This is a genomic window from Pseudomonas prosekii, assembly GCF_900105155.1.
GTDB lineage: Bacteria > Pseudomonadota > Gammaproteobacteria > Pseudomonadales > Pseudomonadaceae > Aquipseudomonas > Aquipseudomonas prosekii.
The window spans coordinates 4,369,850-4,389,480 of the sequence record NZ_LT629762.1 but is presented as its reverse complement, the minus strand read 5'-3'; the positions used below and the strand labels follow the sequence as shown (position 1 = coordinate 4,389,480).

At 59.0% G+C, this 19,631-nt stretch carries 9 protein-coding genes; 1 reads left to right on the top strand and 8 read right to left on the bottom strand.

The genetic code is table 11. The annotated features are described in order from the left end of the window. Positions 1-3: 3 nt before the first annotated feature. From BLU01_RS19960 to BLU01_RS19930, 7 genes are all read right to left on the bottom strand, one after another. Positions 4-4,056, bottom strand: coding sequence for an Ig-like domain-containing protein (locus BLU01_RS19960; RefSeq protein ID WP_092278759.1), 4,053 nt, complete (start codon positions 4,054-4,056; stop codon positions 4-6). After that, positions 4,049-8,128 (bottom strand): Tc toxin subunit A-related protein, encoded by a 4,080-nt coding sequence (locus tag BLU01_RS19955; protein ID WP_092278758.1) that lies wholly within the window; start codon positions 8,126-8,128, stop codon positions 4,049-4,051. The genes BLU01_RS19960 and BLU01_RS19955 overlap by 8 nt, the downstream gene beginning before the upstream one ends. Continuing rightward, entirely contained in the window at positions 8,128-11,772 is a 3,645-nt protein-coding gene (locus BLU01_RS19950; protein WP_092278756.1) for a Tc toxin subunit A, read from the bottom strand. The genes BLU01_RS19955 and BLU01_RS19950 overlap by 1 nt, the downstream gene beginning before the upstream one ends. Positions 11,773-11,918: 146 nt before the next feature. Beyond that, positions 11,919-14,942 (bottom strand): hypothetical protein, encoded by a 3,024-nt coding sequence (locus BLU01_RS19945; RefSeq protein ID WP_157720175.1) that lies wholly within the window; start codon positions 14,940-14,942, stop codon positions 11,919-11,921. 70 nt (positions 14,943-15,012) lie between these two features. Then, the gene (locus tag BLU01_RS19940; RefSeq protein WP_092278752.1) at positions 15,013-15,510 is read right to left on the bottom strand and encodes a hypothetical protein; all 498 of its coding nucleotides are present in this window, start codon (positions 15,508-15,510) and stop codon (positions 15,013-15,015) included. Positions 15,511-16,051: 541 nt separating this feature from the next. After that, a complete protein-coding gene (locus BLU01_RS19935; RefSeq protein ID WP_092278750.1) occupies positions 16,052-16,411 on the bottom strand; it encodes a PilZ domain-containing protein in 360 nt (119 codons plus the stop codon). Positions 16,412-16,647: 236 nt separating this feature from the next. Next, the gene (locus tag BLU01_RS19930) at positions 16,648-17,034 is read right to left on the bottom strand and encodes a tetratricopeptide repeat protein (RefSeq protein ID WP_092278748.1); all 387 of its coding nucleotides are present in this window, start codon (positions 17,032-17,034) and stop codon (positions 16,648-16,650) included. A gap of 191 nt (positions 17,035-17,225) precedes the next feature. Between BLU01_RS19930 and pyk the strand changes: the two genes are divergently transcribed. Beyond that, a complete protein-coding gene (pyk, locus tag BLU01_RS19925; protein ID WP_092278746.1) occupies positions 17,226-18,677 on the top strand; it encodes a pyruvate kinase in 1,452 nt (483 codons plus the stop codon). A gap of 182 nt (positions 18,678-18,859) precedes the next feature. Here pyk and BLU01_RS19920 read toward each other — a convergent pair whose 3' ends face one another. Further along, positions 18,860-19,609 carry an enoyl-CoA hydratase-related protein gene (locus BLU01_RS19920; protein WP_092278744.1) on the bottom strand — a complete coding sequence of 250 codons (750 nt, stop codon included), beginning with the start codon at positions 19,607-19,609 and terminating at the stop codon, positions 18,860-18,862. Between the last annotated feature and the right edge of the window lie 22 nt (positions 19,610-19,631).

The following is a 19,631-nucleotide window of genomic DNA, read 5'->3' as shown; positions in this document are numbered from 1 at the left end:
CATCTAGTCCGGAATGACATCGACATAAATCGTCCGTCGGACAGGTTCCTCCCTGACGTTCCTCACTTCGACGGTCATTCCGAGGTATTCGCTGGCACGACTTTTTTGTAATCTCGAATAGATGCCATCTATATTCGTGCGAACCGCGATCATCTCGCCCCCCGACTGCAGGGGTCGTGTCACGAACACTTCTTTGTCGATAGCCGGCTGACCATCCTCCGTGTTCACAAAGTACGCTTTCAGAACGACGAACACGCGTTCTTGTACGGAACCGGAAGGCTTCGCCGTCAGCTCTTTTATCGTCAGATGAGCCGGTTTGACCTCGACCGGGACCGCCACTGATGCCACGTCCCAGCCACCCTCCCCGCCCTTCACCATCGCCATCAGCAAATCTCGACCGGGCCGTGCCAATTCGAAACTCAACGTGGCGATACCGTCAGCCCCGGTCAGCGTAGGTGCAAGCATTTCACCCGCGTATTCCCACATCACTTCCACGCCTGCAAGTGGTTCGCCCGTCAGCGCAGAGGCAACCGTGGCAGTCGCCGACACTGAATCTCCCGGATAACCTGAAGCGCCGTCATAAAGCAGCGACTGAACGGCACGCGGCTCATTCAATACAAATGGCAGCGACACCGATTGCGCAGAGGCCGCCTCCCCAACCGTCGCAGTCAGCAACGTCGCCCCTGCAACCTGCGGCGTGTAACTCACCCGTGCAACCCCGTAAAAGTCCGTCACTGCGCTCACATCGCCGAGTTCAGGGCTGCGCCAAAGCACCGCGATACCCGCCATCGGTTTGCCGCTGATGGCTGAAACCACCTGCACCTGTTCCTCCAGTACGTCCCCCCAATCGAGTGTCTGAGCGGCTCGCGTGCCGAGGATGAGTTTGAGCACTTGGCTGCCCGAGCCAACCGACATGGCGTTGGCCGGTGACAGTTTCGCCAATCGACTGGCGCCCATGCGCAGCGCAAACGCACCGTCCTTGAGGTCACCGACCGTCAGCGTGTACTCCAGACCGTCGCGGGTAAGCGGGCGCGGCGTGCCCAGCGCATTGCGCGGCACAAAACTCATATCGAGTTCGGAGGGCCCGGTTCCGGTCATACCGAGCGTCAACTCACGGCCGAGCAGTGGGCTGTTTGCGACTGCGCTGACCTTGAGCAGGTGCTGGCCCTTGCGCCGTGGGAAACAGGTCTTTTGCGACCAGGGCTGAGCTGGCTTGCCGTCAAATTCAATGCGCAGATCCTCCCAGGGATCGCTTGCCAGCACCTGCACGGTCATCGGACATTTTTCAACAAATTCGTCATACAGGCTCAGCACGCGTGCATCCACCAGGAGCGGCTCGGCGACGCCCGGCGCACAAGCGAAAACCGACCAGCCTTCGGCATCGGTCTTCACCTCGACAGTTTGTTCAGCGGCATGCCACTGCACCGCCACCTGCTCGACCGCACGCTGGGTGAAGTGCGAGAACACCTGAACTGCCATCAACGCCTGGTCCTGCCCCGCGACCGGATCGACCACCGGTTCACGCCAGGCTTCGATCCGCACCTTGTTGTGCCCCAACAGCATCTGATTGGCCGGGGACACGAATTTCAGCTCAGGCAGCTCCAGCGCCAAGCCGAACTCGCCCGGCGCCGGGCTGGCGATAAAGCTCAGCTCCCAACGCTCGCCGCTGTCGCCAATAATCGGCGTGTGATCGAGGGCGGGGGTGACGGTCGCGCCCAATTGCCCGGCAGACGTTCCCGACCAGTGCAGCTTCATCGAAAGACCGACCAACGGACTCAGAGGATTGGGCACAACGGTAAAACCGTGCATCGCGCCGAGGCACGGATACAGCGCTTTTTCGCCAAGCATTACCGCGCTCTGGTCCACTTTGAAGCTCACTTCGCGCGCCAGATCCGGGTCTACCAAACGACCGAACAGCTCGCGATCGTCCGACAGCTGTGGCGTGCTCAAGGTCATTGCGAACAGCGTACTGACGCCAATATCCGCCTTCGATTCGAGCGTCCACTCAAGGCCGGCGGAGGTCAGTTTTTTCGCCACGCCGATGTCACTCGCCACCAGACCGATGGGCGCGACGCCCTGACGCCATCTCAACGTGATGGGCTGATCGAGCAACGCACTGCCGGCCAGCGGCACAATTTTCAAGGTGTGCGAACCGCCACGCCAGCACAGCAGACCGAGCACTTGCCGATCAACCTCGACCTCATCCAGGAGAATTTTGACCTGGCTTTTCCACGGACTGCTGGCCAGCGCTTTTACCTCGAATCGGGATGTGTGAGCCTGCGCATCCTGATGCGCGCGGACTTGAGCAGTGACGAACTGCTCGCCCGCCGTCGCAGGGCTATAGAGCAAACTGGCCCAGCCGCCTGCGCCTGTGGCCACGGTTGGCAGCGTCCCTTCAGGGGTGATCCAGTCGACCAGCGCGCCGACCACCGGATCGCCATTAACCACAGGCACCACCTGCACACGCAGCACCACACTTTCCTGCTCATCGATTATCGGAAATTTGTTGGCCAGCCGCTGTTCGCCGATTTTCACCAGGTTGCGCGCCAGCGACATGGTCTTTTTCGGCGAGGGCAGCAACAGCTTCGAACAGCCGAGTGACAACTCGAAACGAGCGTCCAGACGGTCTGCGCTGGTCAGCGTCCAGAGCGGTTCGAGATCAGCGACGGGCACCGGTTGTTCCAGCGGCGGACTGACCGTAATGCCCAATTGCTCGGGAGAAAGCCCCGTCAAGCTCAGCCACAATTGCGTACCGAGCAATGGACTGGTAGCCAGCAGCTTCACGTGCACGGGATAACTTGAACCACGGTTTGGATAGCCGGTTTTTTCTGCCCACGGCGCCGCTTGCGTCTCGACCACTGCCAACACTTCCTGCCACGGATCCGTCGCCAATACCCGAACCTTCAGGGTTTGGCTGGCAACGCCTTCGGGGTAATACGGGCTCTCGACAGTCGCTACCACGTCGAACTCACCCGCCACAGTCGGCTCGTAATCAAAGTAGGCCCAGCCGCTGTCATCGGTGACGGCAGCAGCCCTGACGCGCAGCCCGGCAACGGTCCAATTCACCGTGACCGCGCTGAATGTCTGACCGGTGTAGAACGACGCCACTTGCACGCCCACACGGACTTTTTGTTGAAGCTCCAGCACGGGGTAGTAAGCCGCTTCCATTACCTCGCTGAATGCAAGTCGGTGGTGGCCCAACGAGACCGTGACCGGATACGGGTCGGCGGTGTACTGATTGACCAGGTTCAGCGTGAACAAGTAAGCCGCTTGTTCAGTAACCCAAGGGCAGTCGATTACCCACGAGTCTTCCAGTGGTTGATCAACACCCCACACTGGCGCCGCGACCACCGCAGCTTGCGGATTGTTTTCAATGGTCAGTGCAGCTTGTGTGCCTTGCCAGGCGTTACCCGGTGCGGGCACCACGCTCAGCCTGTGCGCCAGGGCGCCGGTGGCACCCAGGCATAAATACAACGGTCGGGTCGCCGGTAATGTCTGATCATCGAGTTTCAATGTTTGCAGCACCAGCGGCGCCAGACACAGTTCCAGCTTGATCCGGGTGATAACGACAGCGGAGTAGTCGCCGGGGTCATTGAGCGGGGTGAATACACTGAGCTTCAGTTTGTCCTGAGCAGTCAGTGGCAAGTCGATCTCTTGGGAATACACAATGGGCTGGTAATCCAAGGGCCGCCCTGCGGCCAGACATGCGGTATCTGCATCGAGGTCACGCCGCCTGTGGGGCGGCAGCGAGATTACACACTCCTGCGGTTTGCCGGCGACACTGACAATCAATGTGCCCGGCTCGGCATGCGTGGTTTCGCAGAGAAAGTGCAGGATGTATCGGGCGTCAGCGCCAAGGGTCTTGGGCACCGTGACTTCCTGACTGATCGAGGCACCATTGGAAATTTCGAGATAGCGGATTCTTTCCCCTTCGTACCAGTCCTGGCCGAGACCGAACGAGCCATCGTTCTCCTGCGGCTTCCAGTGACTGAAGCCTTCGGTAAAACCACCATTGCGTATCACGCTTTCGTTGGCCTGTATGACGGGCTTATGCATGGTTGCCAGCTCCTTTGATCGCTGCGCTAATCGATGATTGTTCCGAGTCGTTCACCAGGCTTTCCACTGCCAGCCTGAAACCTGGTTGGCCCACCTTGGCCGAATAACGGATGCGCACAATGATGTCGGTCATCGATGCCAGCATCGCTGCTTGCGGCTGTTTCTTCGGCCAGGGAAAGTTCAACTGCCAGCGCGAAACTGCCCCGGTGTGCTCGAACGGATCGAGCAAGCCGTCCTCGGCTTTCATCGACACCATGCCGTTGTCGGCGAAGCCCGTGGAAACACCGATCTCCTGTCCGCTGCGCAAGTTGAACTGCACATCGGCCGGCGCCACACCGGTTCCAGCCCTGTGCAAATACCTGACCGATTCCGCCGATGGCTGCGTGGCAATGGTGCTGCCGATCTGTTGCAAGGTGGCCCGCACATCCTCGTAAGGGCCGGTCAACACTGGCAAGTCGACCTCGACCGAGCTGATCAGCCGGCAGTACTCCCCCGGGTGATCTCGGTCAAACAGCATTTGCGTCAGCCTGAACTCCAGCGTGCCACTGTCCACCAGCTTGGCCAGTGCCTCGCTCCAACTGGCGAAACCGATTTGTTGAGCGTTGGGGTCATCGAACAATTGGCGCAGGGAGACCGTCTTGATCCGTTCCAGACGCCGCTCGAAGCTTTGCAGATGCTTGCGTTCCATGCGCAACAGGTATTCGCGCAGATGATCGCCAGCGGTCAGCCCGTGGCGGTTATCCAGCCACACCTGCGGCAACGGCGTCGGTGCGTCATAGTCACCGGTGGCGGCGCTAAGTGACGCCTGGGCACTCAGGCACAAGCTGACCACGGCGTCATACGCCTGATAGTGCAAAGCCTTGAGCTGGCCAAGCAGCCAGCCGTACAACTCGGCATTGGTCGCGCGTTTTTTCAGGTAGTTATAAATAACCAGCGACTGAACGTTGGCCCGTTCGGTGTAGCGCTGATTTTCCTCGGCGGCCGTCAGGGCAAAAGCGTGCGCCTTGAGCTGTTCTTCGATGACCAGTTTTTCCGCATCGGCCTGATCGCGCAGCAGTTCCCAATCCCTGCGTCGCAGTCGATAGCCTTCCTCGACAGCTTTTTTATCAGCGTTCATTTGCAGCACCAACGAACCGATATCCAGACCGTAAACCACGGCATTGGCCAGTTCCTCCAAGCGGTGTCCACCGTTGGAAAACCCGAAAATATTCGGTAACGACGCCAAAACGCCTCCGGCGCCCTTGATGGCGACCGAACTCACGCCCAGTTGCTTGGCCAATTGCAGGTCGTCCATCACCTCGTATTCCACCGCACTGATGTGCTCGTCGTACCAGGCCTTGTAGGCGACTCCCCGGGCCGTCACCGAAGCCAGACTCTGCTCCAGCACCTTCTGGTTCGCTGCCAGTTCCTCGACCGTGTATTCCTGGACGATTTTTGCGTAATTGCCCAGTTCCACTAAGTGGTCTTGCTGGATTTCTTCCTGCTCGGCCCGATCGCGCTGTTCAAGCAAGTGCAGCACCTGATTGCCGTACTCTTGCAGGGTTTGCACCGCGCGCATGGCGGCATCAAACGTCACGCGCCAGTGAAACGCACCGACCACCGCTCGCCCGCCCATCGGCCGTGCCCCTCCCATGCCGCCGGCAGCCAGATCGCGCAGCAACTGGTTGGGATCGGTCGGCGGGCTGAACAGCGCAATGTTCAGCGGTTTGCCGTCCAGGGTCAGGTTGTTGCGCAAGTTGCGCAGGCGCTGGCCGGGCAAATCGAACAATTGCAGCAGTTGCTCGTTGATCGGCAATTTGAACGGCGGGTTGGCGAGCATTCCCATGAATGGTGCGGTTTCGGCGGCAGGTGGAAAATCTGCCAATGAATAATTGAGTTGTTTTTCGAATTCCTCCAGCGCTGGGCGCGTACGACTTGTGTTCAAGAGTTCCCGGACGGTCTTGGTTTCCCAACGGGTTACCGTGCGCGCGACGGGCGGTTTGCCCATCAGAAACTCGGCCTGGACATAACACAACTTGGCGGCCACGAGGCTGTCACGGGTGAGCTGACGGTAGTACCAGTCACCCCAGGCGAGGAGGTTTTTCACGTATTCGTTGAACATCAGAATCTGCAAGTGTTTCGGGGCCGCATAACCAATGGCGTCCGGGTCCAGCGGCGTCTGAGTTTCGCAACCGACGTTGCCATTGCTGGTCAGCGGCCGGCAGCGCCAATACCGAGGTCGGTCGGAAGGTTTCGCCGGGGTCGAGGGCACCGCCGGCGCGCGTGGATCAAACACATAGTGCAGCCAGTTTTGCGCTTCCGGGTAGCGATCCTCCGCACACAGGCGCGTCGCCACCAGATGCGGCAGATGGAAAAACAGCTCCCAGAAATACAGGCCATTGGCGCCGTTGAAGGGACCGTTGGGCTCCTCAAAGGATTTTCCCGCAGGGGGCGGCTCGCTCAGAAACTGAGTGTCCCAGTCCAGCACGGCATCGACTGAGACATGCGCCCGCTGGACCAGCTCGGGCCCGAACAGAGAATTCAAGCGCGTGTGCGCCAGCATGCCGTACTGGTTGAAGGCGATGAACTGCGCCGCGTCGGCGGTGTTCTTTTCCAGCGCTGGCGCTGCGAAACGCCGCAGCATATGGGTTGCTACGCTGAATTCCACCCGACCGTAGGTTGCGTCCGCACCCAAGGTGAATTTGAAGGGCTGAGTGATTGTGCCCGGGTTCCGTTCGATGAGCATCCACGGAGTCACCCACCCGCCTGCCGGCGAAAGTGGTTTAGTTATCGGTTCTGGATCCGGCGCCGTTTGTGCAAGGAAGGCCAACGTGAAATCAGCGGTCCCCGCCGCGAGACCACTGGGCTTGCAAATACCCCGCACCAGAAAACGATCTTTGTCATCGGCGAGCAGGATCACTTCCAGGTCATAAAAACCGGTCAATGAGCCGGCAATCTCCGGTGGAGTGACGGCCGTAACCACTGGTTTGCTCGCGACAATCAGCGGATGTTGCACGACCAGTGCATTTTTAAAGCGACAGTCGGCGAGGTGCTTCAGCCACGTGGTATCGGCTTGCACGAGACGCATCAGCACATCCCGCTGCTCGTAAATTGTTATCGCCTCAGCACCTGATTGCGTCAGCAGCATTCCAAGCCTGCCTTTGGGATGTTGACCGTCGATCAAGACCGTCGCGATCAATCGCACGTCTTTCAGTGCAGTTTCTTCACGCTCGCTGTTGTGCACGCAGAGCGGAGCCGACCATTGGCCGTTCTGGGTCATGAACGCCAGATTGATCGTCAGCCTGGCTTTAATGAACTTGTCTGCATCCGTGCCCTGCACCTTGGCTTGCCACTCTGCCCACACCAGGCACAAACGACCATTCCAGAACACCGGGCGCATATCCAGTACGTCAGCGCCGGTCGCGACATCGATCGGCCGCCACTCCCCCCACGACGCCGGGTTGATGGCTGTACAGCTTGCAGAGAGTTCGATTTGCGCCTTGCGCCAGAACACCTGGTAAGGCGGCATGCGCTGCCGACCGACAAAGTAATAATCGGCGCGCGTCGCCGAGTCACCGTCAAAGAAACTACTGATGACATCCAGGTCGCACGTCTGCTCAAAGGCCTGCAGATAGTTTTGCAGGGCAATCTGCACCGAATCACTGTTGAGGCGGCTCTGGTTCAGGTTGTTTTCCAGTTCCTTGAACAGGCTGGTCTTGCGTTGGCGCACAAACGGGTTGATGTAATTTTCCGGGTAGTAGGTGATCTGTGTCACGGCCGCCCAATCGGCGTAATTGCCGATCACCTCCCAGTGTTTCAGTTCGTTCTTGTCGAACGAGTGCTTGTCGTAGCCCGGCTCCAGTTTGCGGTACGCGGCATGAATGAACTGCTGGGCACAACTGGTCGCTTCGGCAACCCACGAACTCTGCACCGGGTAATTGTCGAGCGGGTCCATGCGCAAGAGTTCGAACAGGTCGCCCGGCGTTTTCAGGAAAGCGTAATCGGCGTCTGCCGTGCCGAACTTTCCGATGCAGTACTCGACCAATGCCGAGCGACGTTTTTCGAGCAATCCACCAAGGTTGTTCTGCGTCATTATCGTTGCTCCTGCACGGATAACGTGCGACCGGCTGGTCTGACGTCGGTCGGATTACCAGCAAAAGTGACGCCCGGGAAATCGGCGTTTTTTTCACCGGCATGGCTGAGGACCGAGAAGGTAAATTTCCCGGCGGTGGCGCTGGAAATAAATACTCGGGTCACGCCATGTTGGTCGGTCAGGCCTTGTGCCGGACGAATGACAGGCCCGGCGAGGGTCGACGTGTTCGGCTCCGTGAGCCAGTCCACCAGACTGTTCTTGCCCAGGTTGCCGAACTGGTCGATCAACGTGGCGTACAACTCGACCTCCTGTCCGGCGGGCACCGTGCCGGATGGCACGCGCGATCTGAGCGCCGGCGGGAAACTCAGGCTCGAGTAATCCGCGATCAGATCGATGCTGCTGGCATGCTCGAACTCAAACAGATCGAGCCTGAACAGCGGTGTTTCGGAGCCCATGACAGGGCCTGGGCGATAGGTCGCGAGCAAGACTCCTTTGATGTCGGTCTCGCCCGTTTCGACAGTGCCCAAGGTCGATTCCCAATAAACCTTGATCCCGCTCCACGGTGAGCCGTCAGGTTTTCTCAGGGTCACGGTAAACACAATCACGTCAGTGGATTTGCCGTTTTTATTGGCCACCACTTTTGTCTTGTCCGCAAGACAGGTCACCACCACGATCTGCTCCGGCGTTTCATCAGCAAAGGACACGACCGCTGCGGTTTTGGCAGAAAGGCTGAGCAGCGCGCGCTCGGCGGCGGCGGAGTAACGCGCGGTGTCGACTCCTTCTGGCAGGTCGCCCAGCAGGAAAATCGTCAAAGCGTCCATGCCGGTTTGCCGAGCCAAGGTGCGAATGCGCATCAACAAGTCGAGTTGGGTCAGGTTCTTCAGCAGTTTCTGCGACGGGTCGATGCGACTCGTACATTCGCGGACCTCCTGGACGCTCCAGTCAAAAAACGCCGCAAGCCGCACCGCCGCCGCTCGCTGCGCCAGATCCAGGGCATTGCCTGCCAACCCAGGGGGCAGCGCGTTAACCTGACGCAGGTAATCGAGCAGTTTGCTTTGCGGTTGCTCGCTGGACTCGAACGCTTTGGTCAGTACCGTCAGACCGTAAAGGGTTTTCAGCGTGAGGACGTGTTTGTCTGCCTGGCCCAACCAGCCCAGGTGGCCATAGTACAAATAGTCCTCAAGCACTGAAGCACTCAGGTCCAGTTTCGCCACCAGCGCACTGCGTCGCTGCACCTCAGCCAACAATTTGAGCAATGGGTCGGATTGCTGTGGCTTGGTCGCGGGGTCTCCGAGATTCTGCTCGCGACGTTCCAGTACTTGGCGCAACAGTTGGTACACCGTGCCTTTAACCCAGAACAGGACTTGCAGTGCTCGTTCGGCATCGAGTTGCGAATACACCGCAAGGCACTCTTTGGCGACCGATACCTGAGCGTCGCGGAACTGCAAAAGCACCGCGAGCATGCTCTCGACAATAGGTGCGCGCACGGCTTCATCACTCTCTTTCAGACCGTCGCGCACTGCATTGTCCAAGTGTGTCCGAGCCGTTACCAGATACTCGGACTCAGTGCCTTGGAACGGCAGCACCAGGCCTTCGGGATCAACCAGATTGGCCAGCAGATTCAGCCAGTCGGGCCTCATGAAATTTGACTCGCCGGCCATGACAAACGCGGCATTGGTCAACTGAGCGGTGGGCAGCAGATTGTGAATTTGCTCCGACAACTGCTGTTCTTTGGCCGTGTGGACGACCACAGCTTCAGTCAGCGCCACCTGTTGCAGCACCCACTGCACCGGCAACTCGCGCTCTCGGCACCAGGCGACACAAGAATGCATGGCGTACATCAGATCCAGCACATCCGGGGGGCTTTCACTGTCGGTGGCTGAATTGATCCGCGTTTCGCCGGCCAAGCCGTTGAGCCAGGTATTCCCCCCTAGCGACAACAACATCAGCACACCTTCGATCGGCGTGATGCCCAGCAGCCGGGGCAATTTCACCAGTCGGTAAAAACTGGAAACGGTTTGCGCGTCACGCGTCAGATTTGTCGTTACGCTGCGAGCCCCGCCCACCGCTCTTGCCAGGTACTCGTAAGTCTGCGGATCTATTTGCAACCCGTGGCACAGCTGTCTGGCAGTCAGATCGGGGCTGCCGGGAACGGGGCTGATCGCAAACGTGCCGTTGTCCAACTTCAGCGATTCGCCGTAGCCACCTTGGCTGTTGAACACCTGGTCGAACTGCGACAGCGTTTCGCCGCGACCGTAAATGCCCAGTTGATCGATGAACGCCGCGAAGTCCGCCGCGTTGCACCCATACCGGTCCCGAAAGGTCTGAAAGATCCCGAACGCATGCACCACCGGTTCCGTGATCCTCCAACTGTGTGCAGGTGTGGTACGGTTTTCAGCCCGGATCGCAGCGGCCAGCAGGGCGTCAGTTTGTTCGGTGGGAAGCTCGAGCCATTGATCCAGCCGCACCTTGCGGTTGATCCGGTCATAGGGATTGACGATAGAAGTCGGCGCGCTCAATTCATGAAACGCATCGGCCACCCCGCTGAAATTGATGGTGATCGGCACAGTGGACTGAGCGTTGATGTAGACCGAACCGGAAACTTTATCGTCCTCCTGCGCCGCTGGCGGATACGGCACGTTAGCCGAGCGAGTCGGGGCAAAATCCCGGATTGACAGCAAGGCTTCAATTTGACGCGCGTCCAGCTTGGTTCGCTCACCCAGCAACGCTACCCGGCTGAGAATGAGCGACTCCGCTGGCGAGGCACCGAAGTTGTTCAGATAAAAGGCTGGCGCGCTGGTATCGGCAATGAATGGCTCCGTCAGCAGTACTCGCTGGTAGGGCCCCAGCCGCGAGGCATGCGCCATGCCTCGCCCGGCATTTTCGCCGCGCGCCTTTGGTTGCAGAAAATACGGATAGGCGCTGTCCACGCGGTGAACAAAGTTGCCCACCGACAAATCATGAAAACGGGTAACCGTGTCCAGGGTTGCCCAGTGCTGGTAATAAGGCAGGCCGTTCGGATAACGAGCATTGATCAATTGCGTTTCGAGGTCGCCGTGATCGGTTGCATCGCCGTGTTTCTGGATAAACGTTTCCAGTACCGAAACGATAATGTCCACCGAGGACACAGGCTGATGCACGGCGTTGAAATCGACGGACAAATCCTTCAAGTCGGCGCGACGGGTATGCAGTTCCACATTGCCCACACCCTTGTTCTCGATATCCCCGATCAAGCGGAACAACTCGATCAGGTAAGCGACGGGCGAGGTCACAGACTCCAGCGCATCCGGCGGACAAAGCCTGTCGAACAGGGGCTTGAACAAGCTTTCGTAGCTGGGGCCCTCGACCATCGATAGCAGGCCGCTCGCCGGTTTGACGCTCAGGTCACTGCCATGCAGCGAATGCTCGATAAACTGGCGGCGCACGTAAATGGCCAGGCTGTTGGCTCCACGCAGCCATCGTTGTGCATCTTCGGCGCTCATCTGGTATTTGCCGACCAGCCCCGACACGCCCATCTCGACCAATGGAAAAATCGAACCACCCTCGTCGATATAACGCTGCAACGTGCCGTAAGTCTTGCGTTGCGTCTCGCTGAACACTTGCTGAAGCAGCTGTTGGGCGGGGCGGATCGCGGAATCAGCCATGGTCGAACTCCCTGATTGAATGGCGGCGCCGAAGAGGCACAAACGGCTCGGATTTAGCGTGTGGGGTTAGAATCTGCGCGCATGCGCTAACCGACGTCTACTGTCATAAATGACAGTAAACGCGGCTGCGCACCGGTAAATTCAGATCATTGCGAGGCAGGCTTGATGAGCTCGAACCTCTCGCTCTCCACCCAATCGGACGCCGTCGAACGGTCCGATCCGTCGCTGATCGTCTGTTTGAACCGACACCAGTTGGCACCGGCGGGCAGCGGTTGCGTTGGCACGACTCGCCAGCCCGTCCCAGTGACCGGCAGATTGGCCGCCCACACGTGTTCGGGGTTGTACCAACTCACCAATTGGCCGGTGCCGGCGCGGCCCAGGCCGGCAAATGTCAGCGGCTCGCTCACCCACTGCCCCGCCGTCGGTGTGGCGATGCTCGGCAAGTAACGCCCCAGATTCACCGACACTGCGGCAGAACGCGCCGAATCGAACCCGCCACTTGAGGCCACGGCGACCAGGTCATAGCGATCACCAGGCTGGTCAAACGTTGACTTGACCGACCAGCTTCGATCCTCCAGCACCGTCGCGGTGCCGAGTACCGTGCGTGTCGCATCGGTCAGTGAAACCGTGACCCGATCGCCCGGATAACCGAAACCGGAAACCACCGTGTTGTAGCCAACGTGCTGGTTCTTGACGGGTGTTTCGATAAACGGCGCGGCCGGCACGATGTTGAAGACCAGCGCGGGGCTGTCGCTGGATGTCTGCAGTTTGCCGTTGGCGTCAACGAATGTTTGCCGCGCGCGCAGGGTGGTAACCCCGACTGGCAACGTTATCTGCCCTTGCCATCGGCCATCAAAGCCGATCACGACGTCCTCCAGCAAAAAGTCGCGCTCACCGTCCAGCCAGACGAATATCCGCCCATTGGCGATTCCCGTGCCGGACAGCGTGGCGGTTCGGGGCAGATCTGCCTCAGGTGTCGGTACCGTGAAGAGCGGCGGCATCAGCGCCACGGTAAAACCCCGATATTCGCTACGCAGGGATGGGTAAGTCTGGAACGTCTGTTGCGCATCGATGGTGTAAGCGCGAAATTCCAGGCCCTTGAGCTCGATCTCCCAGTCGCCAGCGCTGAGCAGATTCAGCGGCGCGCCCAACGGGACGTCTCGCGCGGCATCGCGCAATTGCATGGTGGCCCCCGCCATCCCCTGCGTCCCTTTGACTTTCAGGTCGCGGCCCACCTGCGACTCGGATAACGGCTCAGTAATCAGCGGGGTCGGCACTTGCGGTTGTACGTCGAAGGTCGACGACGCGGAAGGCGACTGCTGGCCGCCCGCCAATTGCGTCACCGTTACCGTATGGCGCACGCCGTATGCAAACGGCTCGGTGCGCCGGAACGCCCAGTTGCCATTGGTTTGAACGGGTTTGTGCACCACAGGGCTATCGCTGTAAACCAGATCAACCACGGCGCCCGGCCAGCAGGTGCCGGTGATGTCAGGCGAAAGTCCGTTTGGGGTGACTGCAGTGATCACCGGCGCCAGCGGCGCGATAGTGACGATGAGTCGAATCCAGTTGGCCGACGACTGCCCATTGATTTGCTGTTTCAGGTCGACATTTTGACTAAGCATCGGCCCCCAGACCTGTGCCGATTTGCTTGTCCATTGACTGTCACGAACAGTGGCGTCAGGCGCCGCTTCAGCCCCACCCTGCTTTTTGATCAGGATGGTGGCGCCAGTCACGCCTCGTCCGGAAAAAGTCGGGGTGTAATCGGCAACCGTATATTTGATGTCGGTCGGGTCAGGCACGGCGATCGTACTGGTGAAAGCGAAGTGCGGGGATTCGATCCATGCGTTACCGGGAATGCTGATTTTTTGAAAAGCAGTGAGCTGGTAGGTGCCGAGTGGCCAGCCCGTCGCCGTCATTTCCCAGACACCGCCTTTTACTTCCTTGGCCGGAGGAACTATTGCCCCGCTCGGGCCACTGACGATGCGGATTTCAACCAGCGCACCGTTATGCCCGCCCCCGGAAAATTTCACTGAATTGGGTGCGGGATAAAGCATGTCGACCTTGGTCAATGCCGGTGGCGCGACTTTGTAAGGACGCCCGACACTGCCCAGGGATTCTTCTCCGAGCAATTGCTTGGCCACCAGCGTTACCAAACCGACTGCAACCGTGACTGAGCACTGCCAGTTCGGCCCGGTGAGCGCCGCCGTGCGCCCCACTTCGGTTGAGCCACCGTCATTCATGACAACCAGGGTTGCGCCGATCATGCCCATGTTGCCGGTCAAGTTGAATGTAGTGGGCTGATTCGAATTGGCAGCCGGGCCGAGAATAACCGGCTCAGGTGGCCTGATCCGGAAGGCGCGAGATGAACTTGGCAACGACGTGTGACCGCCACGTATCTGCTTCGCGCGCAGCACTGCTCGCCCGGAAGGCACGGTGACGGAGCAGGTCCAACTCCCGGCAGTCGTCAGCGCAGTGGATCTGCCGACTTCCTTATCAGCTGAATCCACAACAATCACCACCGCCCCCACAACGCCCAATGTCCCCTGAACTTCAAAGGTTGGGGCTTGCAAGGAATCGGCGGCGGGGCTACTGATCTGAGGCACTTGCGGTAAGTGGGATACCGTGATCGAGTTTGAGTTGGGAGAAAAATGAGGACCAATCTTTTGTTTGGCATACAGCGTTAACGACTGTGCATCACTGGGCAATTCTACGGCTGCCGTCCAATCTCCGTTGGCCCGGATTACCCCTGTTCCTATTTGCGCGTTGCCAATGGCGTTATGCACAGAGACTGCACCCACCAAATATTCGCCCCCCGTCCCGCTAATGGTAAACGGACTTGTTATGGCGTCGCCGGACGACGGCCTGGTGATCACCACGGGAGTGACCCTCAGCGTGACGTGGATCCTGCGCGTCTCTCCTTGGGCGACCTCGATTCTGTATTGACCAGGCGCAAAAGCACCTGGCAGGCGCGCGGTCCACAGGCTGCCCGTCTGCACGCCCTGCCCTTGCGCAATAGCAGCTGAACCAGACTGGGTATATAGACGCGCAATAATAAGACCTTGCGAAGAGGTAGTCCCCGACACATCGATTTCGCCATTCCTGACGTTAGCGTTATTGGCCGGAATTGTAATAGTCGGTGCGGCAACGGTAGGTTCTTCTTGGACAGACATTTTAAACTTCCCTGGTGGGTAGGCCTGCAACCTTTCCATTTGAAAAGATGATGGTTTTAAACCAGAGGAATTATGGGATCTCTTTTTCAGCCAGCGTATTTTTATAATCTACCTTCAACCAGGCTTCTGCTGCGGGGTCCCAAGTATTACCCCTGTCGAATATATACTTGAAATAAAGACTTCCGGTTTTAAGCGGACTGCCTACCCAACCACCGCTAGCAATATCATGCCATTCCCCATCCTGTATGGCGTTTTGGGTGAGCAGTCTTTTCCAAACCTGTCCGCTATCTCCGTTTACGCCGAAGGTAAGATCACCGGAAGTCCGGCCATTCGATGTGACCCTGTACTGCATGCTGTACCCGTATAATAGTGCTCCGTCATTGCCCCACCAATACGATACCGTCAACTCGGCCTTGTAATTATCGTAACGCACAACTATGTCCTCAATTTGCACAGCGCCTGAGGCTTTAGCCTGTTGGTAACTTTGAAAAATGATGTCATTAGCTGAAGTAACATTCTCGACCGCCGCATCAATATCAGATGAGTTTTTATCGTCATCGCAGGTCATTATTTGGCACCTTATATGGTTAATGGATGGCCTAAATCCGCACAGTGGCATTCATGTCTGGCAGTGTGGTTGCTCAGGTCAGTTAAAAAGAATTCCCTATTTTTTTCTACCTGTAAAAACTGACAGTTCTGACGAATGGTCTTACACAATTTTCCGAAGTTTCAATGCCTACAAAGCCTTGCGCCTTTGCCTACACACTCGCCGGAATCGGCTGGCTTGTGCGCTTTATGGCTGGCCCGTAAGTTGGTCGGCGTCGCTGCGCATTGGCAGCGGCCAGGTGTAGTCGCCCGGAAGGCTGATGAAAATCGCACTGGCTCACCCGACGGTCGGGATGTCCCTATCCCCCATCCTGAACGTCAGGTAGTTGAGCGCCGCGCAGCTTCGGATGCGCCGATTTTCAGGGCCTTCCGGCCGACTGACCTGTGTGGCAGATCTGGAATTCAGGCAGGCGCCTTCGCGAGCAGGCTCACTCCTACAGGGAACGCATTCCACCGTGGGAGTGCGCCTGCTGGCGAAAGCAACATTGCAGGCACCGCCAGATTCAGGCAGACGCCGGCAATGGCTGAAAACTGAAGTACTGCTGCAACGCGCTCACCAGTTGTGCGTATTCCGGCGGGGCCTGTTGCAGGCTGAACCCGGCGTCATAGTGGTGGGGTGTGGCGTCTTCGTGGCACCAGAGGCAACTCGCGCGCAAGTCGATGACCTGCATGCAACCGTCGCTGGCGGGAATCTTCAGACGCAAGTCGAAGTCAGCGCCAATCATCATCGGCAGTTGACTGATCAACATCAGCCCGTCTGCGGAGACATTGCCCAGAAAACCGATGGGCTTGTCGGTGACGCTGTTGAACACTCTGAGAAAATACGGCAGTTGATGCCGCTCGATACGGCGCTCGGTAAACATGCTGAATTCGCTACGCAAGGCTCTTAAGCAGAGCCGCACTAATGCTTCGGAACGAGCCTTCATGGAGCAACAGCGGCGCGCTCTCCTTGCTTCCGGTGCAACGGCCTATGCAGACCGCTGCCAATTACTTCTGCCAGTCGCAGGTGTCACATCGGGTTAGAGACAAGGCTCTAATCCGATTTATTCGACTATAGCTCACCCTCTGCACTCGGCCAGGCTTTGGATGATTTCTATCATCAGAAGCGGGTCGGACGCACCACGGCCGCGGCGCTGCGTGTCGGGTAATGACCCAGCGAAGCCAGGGTTTCCAGACGCGCGCGGGCCCGGTAGGCGTATTCGCTCTGCGGGTAGGCGGCGATGATGTACTGGTAAGTCTGCGCCGCGTCGATGAACAGTTTCTGCCGTTCCAGGCATTGGCCGCGCATCATCGACACTTCCGGTCGCACATACGGCCGCGCACGGCTGGCGCGATCGACTTTGGACAGTTCGAGCATCACCTGCTCGCAATTGCCGCGGTCATAGGCGCTGTAGGCATTATTCAAATGATGGTTCATCGACCAACGGGTGCAGCCCGTAACGCTGAGGGTAGCGAGGGCAAGGACGGCAATGAGCGCAAATCGCATGAGGGTTCTCCTGTCTTGAGCTCTGTATCGACCTGTTACGCAAATTCTTCAGGAATGTTCTTTTAAGAAAAAAGCGAATAACAAAGATCTGCGAAAAACAAAGATCTGAAAAAAAAGTAGTGCACCCGAACAATGACTACAGCCCAAGACCATAGTAGCCTCACTCAGCGCTTGAACTCAGGAGTCTATGCATGTCCGTCCGTCGCACCAAAATCGTCGCTACCCTTGGCCCCGCCAGTAACTCGCCGGAAGTTCTCGAACAGCTGATTCTGGCTGGCCTGGACGTCGCCCGCCTGAACTTCTCCCACGGCACCCCCGACGAGCACAAGGCTCGCGCGAAGCTGGTGCGTGACCTCGCTGCCAAGCACGGTCGCTTCGTCGCCCTGCTCGGCGACCTGCAAGGCCCGAAAATCCGTATCGCCAAATTCGCCGGCAAGAAGATCGAGCTGAAGATCGGTGACCAGTTCACCTTCTCCACCGCGCACCCGCTGACCGAAGGCAACCAGCAAGTGGTCGGCATCGACTACCCGGACCTGGTCAAGGATTGTGGCGTGGGCGACGAGCTGCTGCTCGACGACGGCCGCGTGGTCATGCGCGTTGATACCGCCACCGCCACCGAACTCAATTGCACCGTGCTGATCGGCGGTCCGCTGTCCGACCACAAAGGCATCAACCGTCGCGGCGGTGGCCTGACGGCGCCAGCCCTGACTGAAAAAGACAAGGCCGACATCAAGCTCGCCGCCGAAATGGAAGTCGACTACCTCGCCGTGTCCTTCCCGCGCGACGCCGCCGACATGGAATACGCCCGTCAATTGCGCGACGAGGCCGGCGGTACTGCCTGGCTGGTAGCGAAGATCGAACGCGCCGAAGCCGTCGCCGACGACGACACCCTCGATGCACTGATCAAAGCCTCCGACGCGGTGATGGTTGCCCGTGGTGACCTCGGTGTGGAAATCGGCGATGCCGAGCTGGTGGGCATCCAGAAGAAAATCATCCTGCACGCACGTCGCCACAACAAAGCGGTGATCGTCGCCACGCAGATGATGGAGTCGATGATCCAGAACCCGATGCCGACTCGCGCCGAAGTGTCCGACGTGGCCAACGCCGTGCTCGACTACACCGACGCCGTGATGCTCTCGGCGGAAAGTGCTGCCGGTCTGTATCCGCTGGAAGCCGTGCAGGCCATGGCGCGCATCTGCGTCGGCGCTGAAAAGCACCCGACCAGCAAGACCTCCAGCCACCGTATCGGCAAGGTCTTCGAAAGCTGCGACCAGTCCATCGCCCTTGCGGCGATGTACACCGCCAACCACTTCCCGGGTGTGAAAGCGATCATCGCCCTGACCGAAAGTGGCTACACGCCGTTGATCATGTCGCGTATCCGTTCCTCCGTGCCGATCTACGCGTTCTCCCCGCACCGCGAAACCCAGGCGCGCGCCGCCATGTTCCGTGGCGTCTACACCGTACCGTTCGACCCGGCATCGCTGCCGCCTGAGCAAGTCAGCCAGGCTGCAATCGACGAGCTGCTCAAGCGTGGCGTTGTGGAAAAAGGCGACTGGGTGATCCTGACCAAAGGCGACAGCTACCACACCATCGGCGGCACCAACGGCATGAAGATCCTGCACGTTGGCGACCCAATGGTCTGATTGACCGGTTGCTGAAAGATAAAAGCCCCGCCATGTGAATGGCGGGGCTTTTTGGTTTCTGGGCCAGCATATGTGTTGCCTGAAGCTGGACCCATCGCGAGCAGGCTCACTCCTACAGGGGAACGCATTCCAACTGTAGGAGTGAGCCTGCTCGCGATGGCGCCCGCCCAGCCAACACAGATCTAACGCCGGTTGATAAACCCCGACAACGCCGCCACCGCTTCGGGCGAACGCAGCCGTTCGGTAAACAACGCGCCCTCCTCCTCGATCACCTTGCGCAGCAGTTCGCGATCCGGGGCTTTCATCAATTGCTTGCTGATGCGCACCGCCTCGGCCGGCAACGCTTCAAAACGCAATGCCACCTCCCGCGCCTTGGCCAACGCCGCTTCGCCACTGCCCAACGCTTCTGTGGCAATGCCCCACGCCGCCGCTTGTTCACCGCTGAAGCCTTCGCCCAACAGCAACAACTCCGCCGCTTTCGCATGCCCGAGCAAGCGCGGCAGAATCAGGCTGGAGCCGAACTCCGGGCACAACCCCAGGTTCACGAACGGCATACGCAAGCGCGCATCGCGGCTGACGTAGACCAGATCGCAATGCAACAACAACGTCGTGCCGATACCCACCGCCGCACCGGCCACGGCGGCGATCACCGGTTTGCGGCAGTCGAGCAGGCTGAGCATGAAATGAAACACCGGGCTGTCGAGGTTGCTCGGCGGTTGTTGAATGAAGTCGGCAATGTCGTTGCCGGCGGTGAAGCACTCGGCGGATCCGGTGATCAGCACCGCGTTGATCTCAGGACTCTGTTCAGCCTCGCTCAGCGCTTCGGCCAGTTGCGCGTACATGGCGCGAGTCAGGGCGTTTTTCTTGTCCGGACGATTGAGGCGCAGGGTCAGCAGACCGCGCTCGCGTTCAACGTGGATGGCATCTGGCATGGCAAGTCTCGCGTGGTTAAAC

Coding starts and splice junctions, on each gene's coding strand:
- BLU01_RS19955 (WP_092278758.1), bottom strand. CDS start 8,128: ATGACGCAGAACAACCTTGGTGGATTGCTCGAAAAACGTCGCTCGGCA.
- pyk (WP_092278746.1), top strand. CDS start 17,226: ATGTCCGTCCGTCGCACCAAAATCGTCGCTACCCTTGGCCCCGCCAGT.
- BLU01_RS19935 (WP_092278750.1), bottom strand. CDS start 16,411: ATGTTTACCGAGCGCCGTATCGAGCGGCATCAACTGCCGTATTTTCTC.
- BLU01_RS19940 (WP_092278752.1), bottom strand. CDS start 15,510: ATGACCTGCGATGACGATAAAAACTCATCTGATATTGATGCGGCGGTC.
- BLU01_RS19920 (WP_092278744.1), bottom strand. CDS start 19,609: ATGCCAGATGCCATCCACGTTGAACGCGAGCGCGGTCTGCTGACCCTG.
- BLU01_RS19945 (WP_157720175.1), bottom strand. CDS start 14,942: ATGTCTGTCCAAGAAGAACCTACCGTTGCCGCACCGACTATTACAATT.
- BLU01_RS19950 (WP_092278756.1), bottom strand. CDS start 11,772: ATGGCTGATTCCGCGATCCGCCCCGCCCAACAGCTGCTTCAGCAAGTG.
- BLU01_RS19930 (WP_092278748.1), bottom strand. CDS start 17,034: ATGCGATTTGCGCTCATTGCCGTCCTTGCCCTCGCTACCCTCAGCGTT.
- BLU01_RS19960 (WP_092278759.1), bottom strand. CDS start 4,056: ATGCATAAGCCCGTCATACAGGCCAACGAAAGCGTGATACGCAATGGT.